Origin of the sequence: Streptomyces sp. NPDC047706 (assembly GCF_043204795.1) — a bacterium.
Lineage (GTDB): Bacteria > Actinomycetota > Actinomycetes > Streptomycetales > Streptomycetaceae > Streptomyces.
The window spans coordinates 164,695-179,459 of the sequence record NZ_JBIDCW010000012.1 but is presented as its reverse complement, the minus strand read 5'-3'; the positions used below and the strand labels follow the sequence as shown (position 1 = coordinate 179,459).

The 14,765-nt window shown below is 72.4% G+C and carries 13 protein-coding genes and 2 pseudogenes; 8 read left to right on the top strand and 7 right to left on the bottom strand.

What is annotated here, in order from left to right; translation table 11 throughout:
• Positions 1-12: 12 nt before the first annotated feature.
• Genes ACGF8A_RS17085 through ACGF8A_RS17075 form a run of 3 tightly spaced genes read right to left on the bottom strand, consistent with a single transcriptional unit; the run spans position 13 to position 1,918 of the window.
• On the bottom strand, positions 13-714 hold the full coding sequence (locus ACGF8A_RS17085) for a DUF6338 family protein (RefSeq protein WP_393108823.1): 702 nt from the start codon (positions 712-714) through the stop codon (positions 13-15).
• 30 nt (positions 715-744) lie between these two features.
• Positions 745-1,368 carry a hypothetical protein gene (locus ACGF8A_RS17080; protein WP_393108821.1) on the bottom strand — a complete coding sequence of 208 codons (624 nt, stop codon included), beginning with the start codon at positions 1,366-1,368 and terminating at the stop codon, positions 745-747.
• Positions 1,369-1,381: 13 nt separating this feature from the next.
• The gene (locus ACGF8A_RS17075) at positions 1,382-1,918 is read right to left on the bottom strand and encodes a hypothetical protein (RefSeq protein WP_393108819.1); all 537 of its coding nucleotides are present in this window, start codon (positions 1,916-1,918) and stop codon (positions 1,382-1,384) included.
• Positions 1,919-2,056: 138 nt separating this feature from the next.
• Between ACGF8A_RS17075 and ACGF8A_RS17070 the strand changes: the two genes are divergently transcribed.
• Positions 2,057-3,013, top strand: a complete 957-nt coding sequence (locus ACGF8A_RS17070) for a CHAT domain-containing protein (protein ID WP_393108817.1) — start codon at positions 2,057-2,059, stop codon at positions 3,011-3,013.
• Between the two features lie 16 nt (positions 3,014-3,029).
• Here the strand turns inward: ACGF8A_RS17070 and ACGF8A_RS17065 are convergent.
• Together ACGF8A_RS17065 and ACGF8A_RS17060 are read right to left on the bottom strand one after the other, a co-directional pair.
• Positions 3,030-3,994 (bottom strand): annotated as a pseudogene (locus tag ACGF8A_RS17065) (TIGR03619 family F420-dependent LLM class oxidoreductase).
• A 20-nt stretch (positions 3,995-4,014) separates the two neighbouring features.
• Positions 4,015-4,614: pseudogene (locus ACGF8A_RS17060) on the bottom strand (amidohydrolase family protein); the annotation flags it as partial.
• Between the two features lie 234 nt (positions 4,615-4,848).
• On the opposite strand from ACGF8A_RS17060, the gene ACGF8A_RS17055 reads away from it, so the two are divergent.
• The 4 genes from ACGF8A_RS17055 to ACGF8A_RS17040 all read left to right on the top strand — a co-directional run bounded on the left by ACGF8A_RS17055 (position 4,849) and on the right by ACGF8A_RS17040 (position 10,748).
• Positions 4,849-7,791, top strand: a complete 2,943-nt coding sequence (locus ACGF8A_RS17055) for a BTAD domain-containing putative transcriptional regulator (RefSeq protein WP_393108815.1) — start codon at positions 4,849-4,851, stop codon at positions 7,789-7,791.
• Positions 7,792-8,148: 357 nt separating this feature from the next.
• Entirely contained in the window at positions 8,149-8,364 is a 216-nt protein-coding gene (locus ACGF8A_RS17050; protein WP_393108813.1) for a hypothetical protein, read from the top strand.
• 257 nt (positions 8,365-8,621) lie between these two features.
• Positions 8,622-9,074: a phospholipase gene (locus tag ACGF8A_RS17045; RefSeq protein WP_393108811.1), complete on the top strand. Its 453-nt coding sequence runs from the start codon at positions 8,622-8,624 to the stop codon at positions 9,072-9,074.
• A gap of 222 nt (positions 9,075-9,296) precedes the next feature.
• Positions 9,297-10,748, top strand: coding sequence for an O-antigen ligase family protein (locus tag ACGF8A_RS17040; RefSeq protein WP_393108809.1), 1,452 nt, complete (start codon positions 9,297-9,299; stop codon positions 10,746-10,748).
• Positions 10,749-10,838: 90 nt separating this feature from the next.
• On the opposite strand, the gene ACGF8A_RS17035 is transcribed toward ACGF8A_RS17040, so the two are convergent.
• Complete coding sequence (locus ACGF8A_RS17035) at positions 10,839-11,654, bottom strand: class I SAM-dependent methyltransferase (RefSeq protein ID WP_393108807.1); 816 nt, start codon at positions 11,652-11,654, stop codon at positions 10,839-10,841.
• A gap of 53 nt (positions 11,655-11,707) precedes the next feature.
• Here ACGF8A_RS17035 and ACGF8A_RS17030 point away from each other — a divergent pair, with 53 nt between their 5' ends.
• Together ACGF8A_RS17030 and ACGF8A_RS17025 are read left to right on the top strand one after the other, a co-directional pair.
• Complete coding sequence (locus ACGF8A_RS17030) at positions 11,708-12,436, top strand: GntR family transcriptional regulator (protein ID WP_393108805.1); 729 nt, start codon at positions 11,708-11,710, stop codon at positions 12,434-12,436.
• Between the two features lie 131 nt (positions 12,437-12,567).
• Positions 12,568-13,077, top strand: coding sequence for a DUF6415 family natural product biosynthesis protein (locus ACGF8A_RS17025; RefSeq protein ID WP_393108803.1), 510 nt, complete (start codon positions 12,568-12,570; stop codon positions 13,075-13,077).
• 22 nt (positions 13,078-13,099) lie between these two features.
• Here the strand turns inward: ACGF8A_RS17025 and ACGF8A_RS17020 are convergent, their stop codons facing one another.
• The gene (locus tag ACGF8A_RS17020) at positions 13,100-13,843 is read right to left on the bottom strand and encodes a helix-turn-helix domain-containing protein (RefSeq protein WP_393108801.1); all 744 of its coding nucleotides are present in this window, start codon (positions 13,841-13,843) and stop codon (positions 13,100-13,102) included.
• 243 nt (positions 13,844-14,086) lie between these two features.
• On the opposite strand from ACGF8A_RS17020, the gene ACGF8A_RS17015 reads away from it, so the two are divergent.
• Positions 14,087-14,758: a DUF4097 family beta strand repeat-containing protein gene (locus ACGF8A_RS17015; RefSeq protein WP_393108799.1), complete on the top strand. Its 672-nt coding sequence runs from the start codon at positions 14,087-14,089 to the stop codon at positions 14,756-14,758.
• Positions 14,759-14,765 lie beyond the last annotated feature (7 nt).

The following is a 14,765-nucleotide window of genomic DNA, read 5'->3' as shown; positions in this document are numbered from 1 at the left end:
GCGGCCAGAAAGCTACCCTGCGGCCGGCCCGGACCCCGCCCCCGCCGCCCCCGCCGCCCCCTCCTCCCCCGCCCCCACCGCCCGCTCAGCGAGCGGGTAGCTGACGAAGACGGTGACGATCCGGCGTGCCGACACGCACGCCGCGCTCCAGGGCAGCGGCCGCGCCTCGGTGCCGCCGGGCGGCCGGTACTTCAGCGGCTGCACCAGGACGAGGTCCCGGTCCGGCGAGTCGTCGGCGCTCACGTTGAACGACGCCTGCCGGCCTTCCAGGTAGGAGCCGTCCTCCAAAAGGCACCCGACCATGGGGTTCTCGCCGGGGTACCACCCGTCGAACAGCATCCACCAGGCGGACATGCCGGACGGGTGACGTCCGGCGGCGGCGCGCATCGCCGCGGCCGCGGCCAGACCGCACGAGAACGCCAGCAGGCCCGCGCCCCACCAGCCGAGCGACACGTAGTGCTCCCGCACGTACGCGCCGCCCTCCCGGACGAGCCGGCCGACATCCGGGGTCAGCTCCGGCAGGAGACTTCTCACCACCGCGAACAGCGCGAGCGTCACGAACTCGGTCGTGACACTCCAGAAGACGACCGCACCGCTCTCCCGGAAAGCGGTGGGCCGTCGCTCACTGCTCCGACGCTCCCGCAGAGCTACGAACGTCAGTCCGGGCAGCAACAGCACGACCAGCAGAAGCAGGCCACTGCCGGTGGTGGGCATGGGCACCCTCTCTCCGGGGCGGAGGAGCCGTCAGCGCCGACCGCCCACAGGGACCAGGTCCTGGAACCGGATCTCGTGCTCGATCACGGGCAGCGCCTGGGGTTTGCCGTCCACGACGACGTAGTACCCCTGCGAGGGAAGCCTCATGGCCCACTTCACGAGATCGTCCAGCACCGCCTGGGCGTTCTTGAAACCGCCGGCGGCATGCCTTCCCGTCCTCTCGACGCCGTAGACGATCCCCACGCCGTCCATGACCTTCGCGGGGGTGTGGTACGAGTATCCCGGCGCGTACCCTCCGGTCCGCCCGGAGGCGATCTCCGTCCGGCTGTCCCGGTACTTCCGGCCCGTCTTCTTCAGCATCTCGGCGAGCGCTATCCCGTGGAACAGGCTCAGGGCGACCTCCTCCGCCGCGTGCCTCGCATTCGACGCGAGTCCCGGGTTGTACGTGATGTCCACCGGGCCGCCGTCCTGAAGTGCCACGAAGTGGCGCACCACCGGATTCCGGCTGCGGAGCAGCTTGTGCAGCTGCTCGTGGGGCGTCAACTGGAACTGGACGTCCTCGACGAGGAGCCTGGCCCTTCCTCCCCTCGCCATGCCGACCTCGACCTGGAACCGATCGTGTGCCGTCACATGTCCGGGCCTGTCTGTACTCATTCTGCGCTCCCCCTCATTCTGCTTTCAGGAACTTTGCCTTGCCGACCGCCGCGTAGCCGTCCTTCATTTTGATGAGCACATGCCACACACCTCCCTTGGCGAGGTCGAAGGAGACCAGGCACCACGAATCCTGCAGGTCCTCATTCACCCAGCGCAGACTCAGGTCACCTTCGGAAATTCCCTCCTTTCCGACGAGGTGACGCTTCGCGAGATTCACCAGGTGGTCCTGGGAAAGCTGCGCGGACGACCCCCGGCCCGCCGGCAGGTCGGCCACGGGTTCACTCCGACGCTCCGGCAGGCGTTTCGGCGTGTCGGCACGGCCCCGCCAGGTTCTGCGGAGGAACTTCACCGCGTTATTCCCCGTTGACAGAATCGCCGCGAGACCTCCGGCAGCCGCCAGCCCGTCACTGAAGTCGTGCCCGCCGCCGTCACCGTCCGCATTTCCGTCGGCCTCCCCGGAATCCTGGGCGGCGGCATACCTGTTGAGCAAGTCGACAACGTGCGGGTCGGCTTCGCTCACCATCTGACGCAAGTAGTCATCGGCGTCCATTACCCCCCGATCCACGTAGAGCAGGTGAAGGGTCGATTCCCAACGGGCACTCGAACCATGCGGCACTACCGCCTGCACTACCGCCTGCACTACCGCCCCAACGATCCGGTGGAGATCATTCCGTAAAGGAGGCAGAAGATGAACGCTGGCCATCTTCGTGAACGGCTGGATCAAAAGCGCAGGGAGCACCATGAGGCGGAGCTGTCGGCCACCGAATTCGCGCGCCAGGAGGCCCGCGAACGCGCGTACGCGTCCAAGGCCCGCGCGATCGCGTCAAGTGGGGCACCCGCGGGCGTGCCGACGGACTCGATCGTCGTCGAGCACCACGAGAGCCAGGCCGTCACGGCCGCCAGGGAGGCCGACCTGTGGCGCCGCAGAGCCACCGAACTGCGCGGAGAGATGGCGGTGATCGAGGCTCTGCTCGTCCTGGCCGAGCGCCACGGGGACGACAAGAGCGGGGGCACGGCCAAGACGGAGAAGCTGCGCGTGCTCATGCTCGGGGCAGGACCCGAGGGCGAGCTACGGGTCGGCCGGGAGCAGGCCCGGATCCGCGCGGCCGTACACGCCGCCACGCACCGGGACTGGGTGGAGATCGACCCGCATCCGGCCGCGACGACCGAGCACCTGCTCACCGGCCTCACGCGCTTCCGCCCGCACGTGGTCCACTTCTCCGGTCACGGCAGCAAGGAACTGCTCTTCTTCGAAAGGGACATCGACGTACGGCACTACGGTGCCGCCGTCACGGCCAAAGCCTTCGCCCGCACCCTCGCCGCCGTCGACGAGCCACCCCGACTGGTCGTGCTGAACTCCTGCGCGTCCGCGCCGCAGGCGGCGAAGCTGATCGACACGGTCCCGTTCGCCATCGGTATGTCCGACTCCATCGAGGACATGGACGCCATCACCTACGCGGCGGGCTTCTACGCCGCCCTGTGCGAGGGGCAGTCGCTCCGAGGGGCCAACGCCGTCGGGAAGGCAGCGGTCGAACTCGAAGGACTCACCGACCACGACCTCCCCACCCTCTTCCACGCGCCGCACCTTGATCCCGGCACGACCTACCTCGTCAGGCCGCCGTCCGGCGACGCGCGCCTGCCCTGACGGCGGCCGGCCGCACTCACAGCGCCGGAGCGACACCCGCGCCGAACGCCTCTATCTGGTCGATGAGTTCGGCGCGGCTCCGGCTGCGCAGCCGCACCTGGACCTGGTGCACGCCCATCGCCCGGTACGCCCGCAGCGACTCGGCGAGGGCGTCGGGCGGGCCGGTGAGCGTCCGCCGTCCGACGTCCCAGGCGGGCGTGCCGACGTACAGCGGCTCGGCGATCGCGCCGACGGTGAACGGCGCCTCACCGCATCCCCGAGCGGCTCCGCCGCGGGCCGTCTCCGCGCGCAGCCGCCGCAACGTGGCGATCTGCCCGGGCAGCCGGTCACGGGGATCGCCCTGGGGCAGCCGGTCACGGGGATCGCCCTGGGGCAGCCAGCCGTCGCCCTTGAGCGCCGCCCGGCGCACCGCCGCCGGGGACGATCCGCCGACCCAGAGGGGGATCGCCTGCCGGGCCGGCCGGGGCAGCTGACCGAGCCCCTCGAAGTCGTACAGCTTGCCGTGGTGGGCGGGGAACTCCTCCGGCCCGAGGGCGGCCCGCAGCGCGTCGAGCGTCTCGTCCAGCACGGCCCCGCGCTGCCGGAAGTCCACCCCGAGCGCCTCGAACTCCTCCCGTACGTGACCGGCGCCGACGCCGAGGATCAGCCGGCCCCCGCTGAGGTGGTCGAGGGTGGCGTACCGCTTGGCGGTGAGCAGGGGGTGGCGCAGGCCGACCACGGCGACAGGGGACAGCAGCCGCACGCGTTCCGTGACGGCGGCCAGGTGGGCGAGGGTGGCCACGGGGTCGTACCAGACGGTGCTCATCGCGGAGGCGAGGCGGCGTGGGACGCCGACGTGTCGCAGCAGGCGACGTAGGCGAACCCGGCCAGGTCGGCGGCGCGGGCGACGGCCACGAGGTCGTCCGGTCCGGCGCCGGCCTCCCAGGGTTCGGCACAGAGGGTGCTCTGGGACTGGACGGGGAGCTGGATGCCGTACTCCAGGCCGGACCCGCTGGCGCCGGTCACCGGCTCCCCCCGGGCCACAGCCCGTCCTCCGTCAGCCCCAGCAGCTCGATCGCGTTGCCGCGCACGATCCGCTCGACCACCGCGGCGTCCAGGTGGCCCATCTGGGCCTCGCCGACCTCCCTGGACTTGGGCCAGGTCGAGTCGGAGTGGGGGTAGTCCGTCTCGTAGAGCACGTTGCCGACGCCGATGGAGTCGAGGTTGCGCAGCCCGAAGGCGTCGTCGAAGAAGCAGCCGTAGACGTGCTCGGCGAACAGTTCGGACGGCGGCCGGTGGACCTTGTCGGCGACTCCGCCCCAGCCCCGGTTCTCCTCCCAGACGACGTCGGCGCGCTCCAGGATGTACGGGATCCACCCGATCTGGCCCTCCGCGTACATCACCTTCAGGTTCGCGAAGCGCTCGAACTTGCCGCTCATCAGCCAGTCGACCATCGAGAAGCAGCGGTTGGCGAAGGTGATCACGGAGCCGACGGCGGGCGGCGCGTCGGCGGAGGTGGAGGGCATCCGGCTGCTGGAGCCGATGTGCATGGCGACGACCGTGCCGGTCTCGTCGCAGGCGGCGAGGAACGGGTCCCAGTCGTCGGTGTGCAGGGAATCCAGTGTCCATGGGGGCACGGTAGGGCTGATCTGACGGATCGTCAGTTACTCGCGTGGCGACCGGAGTGTATCTCGGACGGCCCTTCGTGCTCAGGTCAGTGCGGAAGTGTGCGAAGAGGGTGTGTGGGGCCTGTGGGATCCCGTGCGCCCAGCTGTGACCGCGGTCTCGGGCGGCTGACTCATCCGCCCGAGCAAGGCAGACTGACAGCATTGCTCATGTTGTCTAGGGGGACGGCTATGGACGGGGTGCCGGCACAGGGGCGTCCGGGCGGAGCGGCACCGCCCGCCGCGCTGCGCTTCGGGGTGCTCGGACCGGTGCGTGCCTGGCGCGGCGGCGAGCCGCTGACCACGGGTTCCCCGCAGCAACGCGCCCTGCTGGCCGCGCTGCTGCTGCGGGAGGGCCGTACGGCGACAGCGGCGCAGCTGATCGACGCGCTGTGGGGCGAGGAGCCGCCGTCGCAGGCGCTGGCGGCGGTACGGACGTACGCCTCCCGGCTGCGCAAGGTGCTCGACCCCGAGGTGCTGGTGAGCGAGTCCGGCGGCTACGCGATCCGGCCGGCCGGTGAGGGCGCGCTGGACCTGGCGGTGGCGCAGGGCCTGGCCGCCGACGCGGAGCGGGCACGGGCCGCCGGGGACCTGGGCCGGGCACGGGAGTCGCTGGGCCGGGCGCTGGACCAGTGGGACGGCGAGGCGCTGGCAGGCGTCCCGGGGCCGTACGCCGAGGCGCAGCGGATAAGGCTGGAGGAGTGGCGGCTGCAACTCCTCGAAGCCCGGCTGGACATGGACCTGGAGCAGGGCCGCCACGCGGAGGCCGTCTCCGAGCTGACCGCCCTGACCGCGGCGCACCCGCTGCGCGAGCGACCGCGGGAGCTGCTGATGCTGGCGCTGTACAGATCGGGCCGGCAGGCGGAGGCGCTGGCGGTGTACGCCGACACGCGGCGCCTGCTGGCGGACGAGCTGGGCGTCGACCCCCGGCCGGCGCTGCGGGAGCTGCAACAGCGGATCCTGACGGCCGACCCCCGGCTCGCGGAGCCGTCGGCGCCGGTCGCCGAGCCGCCCGTGGCCCCGGTCCGCCCGGCCCAACTTCCCGCCACCGTGCCCGACTTCACGGGCCGCGCCTCGTTCGTGTCCGAGCTGAGCGAGGTGCTGGCGTCGGCGGACGGCCGGGTGATGGCCGTGTCCGCGCTCGCCGGGATCGGCGGCGTCGGCAAGACCACACTGGCGGTGCACGTGGCGCACCAGGCCCGGCCGGCCTTCCCGGACGGGCAGTTGTACGTGGACCTCCAGGGCGCCGGTTCCCGGGCCGCGGAGCCGGAGACGGTACTGGGATCGTTCCTGCGCGCCCTCGGCACTCCCGACTCGGCCGTCCCGGACTCGCTCCAGGAGCGCGCGGCGCTCTACCGGTCGGTGCTGGACGGACGCCGCGTGCTGGTGCTCCTCGACAACGCCCGCGACGCCGCCCAGGTACGGCCGCTGCTGCCCGGGACGGACGGGTGCGCGGCGCTGGTGACGTCCCGGGTGCGGATGGTGGACCTGGCCGGGGCGCACCTGGTCGACCTGGACGTGATGTCCCCCGACGAGGCGCTGTCGCTGTTCACGAAGATCGTGGGCGAGGAGAGGGTCGCCGCCGAGCGGGAGGCGGCGCTGGACGTGGTCGCGGCGTGCGGCTTCCTGCCGCTGGCGATCCGCATCGCCGCGTCCCGCCTGGCGGCCCGCCGCACCTGGACGGTGTCGGTCCTGGCGGCCAAACTCGCCGACGAACGCCGCCGGCTGGACGAGCTCCAGGCCGGCGACCTGGCGGTGAAGGCGACCTTCGAGCTGGGGTACGGGCAGCTGGAGCCCGCCCAGGCACGGGCGTTCCGGCTGCTCGGCCTCGCCGACGGCCCGGACATCTCGCTGGCCGGTGCGGCGGCGGTGCTCGATCTGGCGGCGGAGGACGCCGAGGACCTGCTGGAGTCCCTCGTCGACATGTCGCTGCTCGAATCGGCGGCACCCGGCCGCTACCGCTACCACGATCTCGTACGGCTCTACGCGCGTGCCTGCGCCGAGCGGGACGAGCACCCGCCGACCGAGCGGGAGGCGGCGATGTCGCGGTTGCTCGACTTCTACCTCGCCACCGCCGCCGGGGTCTACGCGATGGAGCGGCCCGGCGACCGGCTGGTGGACCACCTGGAAGTGACCAGGTACCCGGGGCTGTCCTTCGCCGACCGCCACGCCGCCCAGGACTGGCTCTACGCCGAGGCCGACGCCCTGCTGTCCTGCGTGCGACGGTCCGTCGCCGACGGGCGGCTGCGCCGCGCGGTCGACCTGCTGTGGGCCGCCAAGGACCTGGCCGAGTCCGGGGCCAACGCCCGTGAGTACGAGATCGCCGCCAACGCGGCGCTGGAGCGCGCCCACGCCGAGCGGGACGCGTGGGCGGCCGGGCGCGCGCTGACCACGCTCACCGACGTCCACATGGTCGCCGGGCGCTTCGACCAGGCCGACGCGGCGGCCGTCGAGGCCCTGCGCATGGCGCGCGACGCGGCCGACCCGGTGGCCAGCTGCTGGGCCCCCAACACCCGCGGCATCATCGCGATCTACCAGAACCGGCACGCCGAGGGCGAGCGCCACCTCAACGCGGCGATCGACAACTTCCGCGGCAACGGCAACCGGCCCGGCGAGGCCAGCGCCCTGTGCAACCTGTCCCGGATCCATCTGGCCACCGGACGGGTCGACAGCGCCATCGCCCTCGCCCAGCAGGGCATCGACATCTACGACGCGATGGGCAACGCCCTGCGGGGCGCGAACGGGCGGTACGCGCTCGGGCTGGCCCTCACGAGCAGCGGCGAACTGCGGCTCGCGGCGGAGAGCCTGAGGGAGGCCCTGGAGACCTTCCGGGACAGCCGCCAGCGCCTCTGGGAGGGCATGACCCTCTTCCGCCTCGCCGAGGTGGACCTCGCGGCCCGCCGTCCGGCGAAGGCCGCGTCCGGCGCGGAGATGGCACTGACCGTGCTGCGCGGCATCGGCGGCGAGTGGCGCCGCGGCCTGGTCCTCACCGTCCTCGGCCGCGCCCTGAACGGCATCGGCCAGACGGGCCGCGCCCAGGTCTGCTGGCGGGAGGCGCTCGGCATCTACGAGGAGCTGGACGCGCCGGAGGCCGACGAGGTACGGGAGTTGCTCTCGCCGGCGGCGGTGGCGTAGCGGGGGCGCGGGTGCGGCGGGCGGGACGAGGGGCGGCCGGGCACGAGGGGCGGCCAGGGACGGCGGGCGGCCAGGGACGAGGGCCGGCCGGGGACGAGGCGGACGCGGGGGACGAGGCGGACGCGGCGGACGCGGGGGACGCGGGGGACGCGGGGGACGCGGGGACGTTCAGCGAACGTTTATCGCCGTCCGGCATGCTCGCTCATGTCGTTTCCGCAAGCGGGGGATGCGGGTCGACGACTGGGGCCGTGAGGTTAGTCTGATCGGCCGATCGACGCCCGGCCGGCGACCCGCGGGGGAGTCGCCGGGCCGGGCGCCGGACCTCTGCCCTGAGAAGCGAACTGGGAGTTGACCGTCATGAGCGACAAGCAGAGCGAGCCCGTGGTCACGCCGCTGGACCAGCACGCGACCGGTGGGGAGCTGACGACGCAGGACCAGCACGCCACGGGCGCTGAGGCCAAGTTGCTCGACCAGCACGCCACGGGTGGCGAGGCCAAGCCGCTGGACCAGCACGCCGCCGACGAGAAGCTCACGACGCAGGACCAGCACGCCACGAGCGAGCCGGCCAACTGAACCGACCCGAGGGGGTACGGCCGCGGCGGCGCGGAGGGGGGCCGCCGCGGCCGAGTCATGTCCAGCGGGTCGCGAACAGCGCACAGTTGACGTCGCGTCACCTCGGTCCCCTGAGGTTCACGTTCCGATCCCCGGACCGCGCCGAGAATTCAGAGATCCTTCGGCCCGGCACGGTGTGAAGGAACTGTTGCGGTGTCAATCATCTTGTCATGAACCTGTAGCCCGACAAGCGGGCACAGCCTCATGGAGGTGTGGGAATGCACCGCAGACTCGCGACCGCTCTCGCCACCACGACCCTGTCCCTGGTCACCGTCGTCGCCACCGCGACGGCCGCCGGGGCCGCTCCGGCCGACAAGCCGCAGGTCCTGTCCAGCTGGACACAGACCAGCGCGTCCAGCTACAACGCCTGGGCCGCGGCCCGCGCCAACCAGGGTGCCTGGGCCGCGTACGGCTTCGACTGGTCGACCGACTACTGCTCCTCCTCGCCGGACAACCCCTTCGGCTTCCCCTTCTCCATGTCCTGCGCGCGCCACGACTTCGGCTACCGCAACTACAAGGCCGCGGGCTCCTTCAGCGCCAACAAGGGCCGTCTCGACAGCGCCTTCCACGAGGACCTGAAGCGGGTCTGCAACGCCTACAGCGGCGGCACCAGGACCGCCTGCAACAGCACCGCATGGACCTACTACCAGGCCGTCCGCGCCTTCGGCTGATCCCCGCCGCACCCTGGGGCGGAGCGCTTCGCGAACGTGCCGCTCCGTCCCGGAGGCCCGCGCCGGCCGGCGGTGACCCGCCGCCCGGCCGGCTCCCCGAAGGCCGCGCGTGCGGCCCGGTGCACGGGGACACGAGGGGGAGATTCGCCGTCCCTCCAGCCGCACGCGGCCGTTATCCCCCAGGCCATCCCCGCTTCGCCCCGTGCCGCCAGGCTCCCTTCCATGGCAACCGACCGGAGCACGCCGGCGGACCCCGGACCGGCGTACGCGTTGATGCAGATGGTCCCGCTCGCGGCGCTGTTCGTCGTGCTGATGGACACGGCCACCGACTTCTTCCCCGACGACCCGCTCGTGGGCGTCGTCACCCCGACGCGGCTCGCGCTGCTGGTGGGGCTGCTCGCCGTGGCCGTACCGGTGCGGGAGCGGCCCCGGACGCGGCTGCGCGACTTCCGCACACGGCTCGACCTGCCCGTGGCCCTGCTGCTCTGCGCGGCCACGGTGACGACGTTCCGGGGCGGGCACCCGACCGCGCCCCTGCGTGGCCTGATCACCGTCATCGCCTGCTACTACCTCGTCGTGGGCCTGCGCCGCACCCAGCCCGAATCCTGGCGCGCGGTCGGCCTGCTCGCCCTGGCCGGTGTCACCGCCGCCGGTGCCGCCGCCTTCTCGCAGGTCACCAACGAGACCCCGACCGGCTTCTGCCGCACCGGCCTGCTGACCGACGTGTCCTGCGACTCCGGGGGCGCCGGCGTCCTGATCCGCGCCACCGGCACCTTCGCCAACCCCAACCTGCTCGCCGCGTTCCTCGTCCTACTGCTGCCGTTCGTGCTGCTCGCCGCCCTGTCGGTGGACGAGCGCACGGCCCGCACGGTGATCGTCCTCGCCGGAGTCACCGGGTACGCCGCCCTGCTCACCACCTTCTCCCGCGCCGGGTACGTCGCCGGAGCCGCCGGCCTCCTCGTCCTCGGCGGCGCCTACTGGCTCGCGCCCCGCCTCGCCGACCGCGCCCAGCGCCGGCTCACCGCCGCCGTCGGGCTGCTCGCCCTCGGGGGAGCGGCGGCCGTGATCTGGGCCGTGTCGCGGGCCGGGAACTCGCTCGGCGTGCGCGGGCAGGCCTGGCACGCGGCGCTCGACGTCGCCGTGCACCATCCGCTCGGCGTCGGGCTCGGCCGTTCCGGCGCCGTCATATCCGCGACGGCGCCCGGTGAGCGCACCTTCGTGCACGCCCACAACATGTGGCTGAACTGGCTGGTGGAGACCGGCCCCCTGGGGCTGCTCGCCCTCGCGGGCATCACCGTCGTCGCCTGGGCCTCGGCAGCCCGGGCCGCCCGCGCGAAGTCGGCCGTCGGCACGGTCGGTCTGGCCTCACTGACCGGCTTCTTCCTGATCGGCATGATGGACCACCCGGCCAACCTGGACCGCATCGACATGCTCTTCTGGCTGGCGTTGGCGGTGGTGATGGCGGAGACGCCGGCGGGGTGGCGCCGCCGCGGGGGGCCACCCGCGGCGGCCCCGCCCCAGCCCCGGCACCCCAGGCACGGGCCACAACAGCAACGGCCCACGATCCCTGCCCAGGCCTCACCCGCGACCTCCCTCGACCAGACACCGGAGGGGCGGGTCGGGGCGGCAAGACGTTGGCTCGGCATACGGTCCCCGGTCACCCTCTCCGGCTGAACTCGCGCCCGACAGCGCGGATCTGGCGAAGTGTTGTGTTCCCGTCGACGGAACCGGGCCGGCTTGCGGCCATGCAGGCCCTCTCGGGGATCACACCGGGCGCTGCCCGATCGCCAGCAGGTGGGAACTCGCCGCCAGCAGTTCAGGGTAGGGCTCGGCCATGCGTGCTGCGGTCAGCGCCGACTCGAACAAGGGCGATCCGATCAGCGACTCCCCGGTGTGCCGCTCGGTCGCGGCGAGCAGCGACCAGGCCGGGCCCTCGACGCCGAAGACGGCGGCCTCGGTGAATCCCGCCGAGGCCACCTCGTCGCGCAGTTGCTCGCCGCTGTGGAAGTACGCGGCGGTGAACGCCCGCTTCCCGTCGTGGATCTGGGCCGCCAGGATGCCGTCGACACTCCTGCGCATCGGCTCCTTGTGCAGGTGCGCGAAAGCGGTGTGCTCGAACAGCGACGCATACCTGTTGATCGCGGCCGCCGCCAGCAGGCCGCCCGGCTTGAGTACGCGGTGTGCCTCGGCCAGGGCCTGGTCGCGGTCGGCACGTGCGAGCAGGTGGTACAGAGGACCCAGCAGGAGCACGACGTCGTACGAGGCGTCCTCGGCCGTGAGGCTGCGCGCGTCCCCGAGTTCCACGGTGGCGCCGGTGGGTTCGGCCTGCTCGATGTGCCGGGGGATCGGGTCGACGAGGTGCACGGCGTAGCCGCCCTGGACGAGCCATCGGGCGTGGGTACCGGGGCCGCCGCCGACGTCGAGGATCCGGGCCGGGGGTGGGGGCAGGTACCTGTGCAGCAGTTCCTGTGTGCGTACCATCTCCAGGCAGCCGTCGGCTGTTGCGGTCAGCCGGTCCGCTTCGTCGATGGTCTCGCTGTAGAACCTCACGATCTCCGGCGCCACCTCAGGACTCGTCATGCGGGAATTCTGAGGGCTCACCGGTGGACCAGTCCAGTGATCGGAAGGGCTCCATGCCGCTGCTGAAGTACGAGCAGATCGCCGAGGATCTGCGCACACGGATCGCCGACGGCGAGTTCGGCCCCGGCGACCTGCTCCCTTCCGGCCGTGATCTGGCCGAGCAGTGGAGCGTGTCGAGGGCCACCGTCGTCAAGGCCTACGACGTGCTGCGCAACGACGGCCTGGTGACCGCGCGGCAAGGGGCCGGATTCACCGTCGCCGAGACACCGGTCGCCCGACCGGCGGGCGGACGCCGCGCGGGCTCCAGCCGTATCTCGGGCGGCGCCCCGTACCGGCGCCTGGGTGTACCGGACCGTACGGTGCCTCCGGCACGTGTGGTGGATGCCCTGGGGCTGGAGCCGGGCGAGGAGGCACTTCGGCGTATCCGGCTGGTGCTCCTCGATGACGGCACGCCGCACAGCCTGGTCACGGCTTGGTTCCCGCCGGCGATCGCGGACGGGGCTCCACGGCTGGCGGCGAAGGGGCCGATCACCGAGGGCACCACGCACTACGTCAGGCGCGCGACCGGCCGCTCACCCGTGGAGGGCGTCGACGTGACGACCGTTCGGCTGGCCACGGAGGATGAGGCGCGATTGCTGCGGGTGGACCGGCCCGTAGCGGTGGCCGTGGTGCTGCACACGGCGTTCGACCAGGAACACCGGACGCTCGTGTGCGAAGAGGGCGTTACCGCGTCGCAGGTGTTCGAGCAGATCGACAACTACCCGATGGGGTACGGAATCTGACACTTCACTTGACTGGACCGGTCCACCGGTCCAATCTCCTTGTAGCGCCGTGCGGGCCGTCGGCCACTGCCGTCGTCCACGCCCCACGGCCGCGAAAGAACCCCGGCGACCGCTCGCAACGGTCCCGGGGCGTGGCCAACGCTAGAGACGCCGAACCGCCCGGCTCACAGGAACCGACGGCCCTCGCGGTTCACCTACGCGGGCAACTCGCCGTCCTCGTCGGCGAGGTGGAGGCCGCCGCCCCGGCCGCCCCCGAGGACGCCCCGGTGCGGGCCGCGGCGCACGCCGGTATCCGTGAGGCACGACGCCTCATGGCGGTGAGCATCTCCCGCCTCGACCCCGACGCCGGCCTCGCGCACGTCCGCCGGCTGGCCCGGTCGGTCGATGAACTCCGCCGCCACCACGCCGCCCTGAACAGCGGGCCGGTCACGAATCAGCGCTGGCGACCCGACCAGCTGGCCTTCCGCCGCTGGGCGATCCACGGCACGACGTGCCGTGTCTGCAGGACCGACGACAGCCGCTGCGAACGAGGCCGGCGACTGGGCGGGCACTGGAACCAGCTGCGCCGCAAGCCCGCCGGCGCGGGCCCGCCCCTTGTCCCGACGCGGCCGCAGGGCCAGGTGCCGGGCCCCTGGTCGTAGCGCCGCCCGGAGACGTGCGCCGTCAGGCACCCGATTCCGGCTCCGCACCGGCCGGCTGCGGCGTCGTGTGGAGGATGTCGCGGGCCTGTTCCGCCGCGCGTGCGGTGCTCTCGGAGACGAAGTCCAGGAAGCGGGCGACGTTCTCCAGGCGGACGGCGGCGGGGGTGCCGGGGCCGAGGACACCGACGCCTTGCCGCGCGGTCTCGACGACCTGGGTGATGGCGCGGGCACTGGCCATCATCGACTCGTACCAGACGTCGCCGTCGACGACGTAGCGCTCGCGGCGGCGTTCGTCGCGTTCCCGGCGGATGAGGCCCTGCCCGTCGAGGAACGCGACCGCCTTCGAGACGGACGCAGGGCTGACCTGGAGGCGCTGGACCAGTTCCGACGCGGTGAGGCTGCCCTCGTCGGTGATCGTGAGGCAGGCCATGACCCGGGACATCATCCCGGGCATGCCCGACTGCGTGAACACGGAGGTGAGCAGCTCCTCGTACTCACGTACGGCCTCGGCGTCGCGCCCGTGGGGCTGAGGGGGCGCCTGCGTGCCCCGGGGCGCGGTCCGCCTGCGGCGCTGGGTGCGGCGTTCGGTGGCGCGGTGGGCGAGGTCGGCGCGGTAGCCGGTGGGGCCGCCGTTGCGCATCACCTCGCGTGTGATCGTCGAGGTGGGCCGGTCGAGGCGTCTGGCGATCTCCGCGTAGGCGAGGCCGTCGGCCAGCCCCAGCGCGATCTGCTGACGTTCCTGCTGGGTGAGTCTGCCTCCCGGCATCCCGGCCTCCTTCGTTGCGCGTGAGGCCCCCACCATAGCGTTCACATTCACCTCATTGCAACGCTGCATGCGAGGGCCGTTGCATCAGCTTCAGGATCATTGCAATGAAATTGGCACTTTGAGCTGCCATTATGGGGTTCCCGCGCAACGAGCATGTTGCCTGATCGGTGAATGCAACGTAGCGTTCACGACATTGGAAACGACGGGCCGAACGAAGTCCGCCGCAGATGAAGGAGAGGCACCATGCAGAGGTTCGACACCCCCGCCCCCGTCTCGGCCGTCCTCGACATCCCCGCCGGGCACATCCGGTTCATCGCCGCCGACCGGGCCGACACCACGGTCGAGGTCGTCCCCGCCGACGCCGCCAGGAGCCGCGACGTGAAGGCGGCGGAGGAGATCGAGGTGGCGTACGCCGACGGTGTCCTGCGCATCAAGGCGCCGGCGGCGAGGAACCGGATCCTCGGCCCCTCCGGTTCCGTCGAGGTGACGGTCCAGCTGCCCGCCGGCTCCCGCGTCGAGGCGAAGGCCGCCGCCGGCGAACTCCGGGGCGTCGGACGGCTCGGCGAGGTCACCTTCGAGGGCGCGCAGGGCACGGTCAAGCTCGACGAGGCGGCAAGCGCCCGCCTCACCCTCCAGGCCGGCGACATCGCGGTCGGCCACCTGGGCGGCCCCGGCGAGATCAGCACCCAGAAGGGCGCCATCAGCGTCACCGAGGCCGTGCGCGGCACCGTCACGCTGCGCACCGGGCAGGGCGACATCTCGGTCGGCGCGGCCCAGGGCGTCTCGGCCTCCCTGGACGCCGGCACCGGCTACGGCCGGATCAGCAACGCGCTCAAGAACAGCGCCGGCGCCGACGCCGGTCTGACCATCCACGCGACCACCGCCTACGGCGATGTCGCCGCCCGCAGCCTGTGACGAAGGA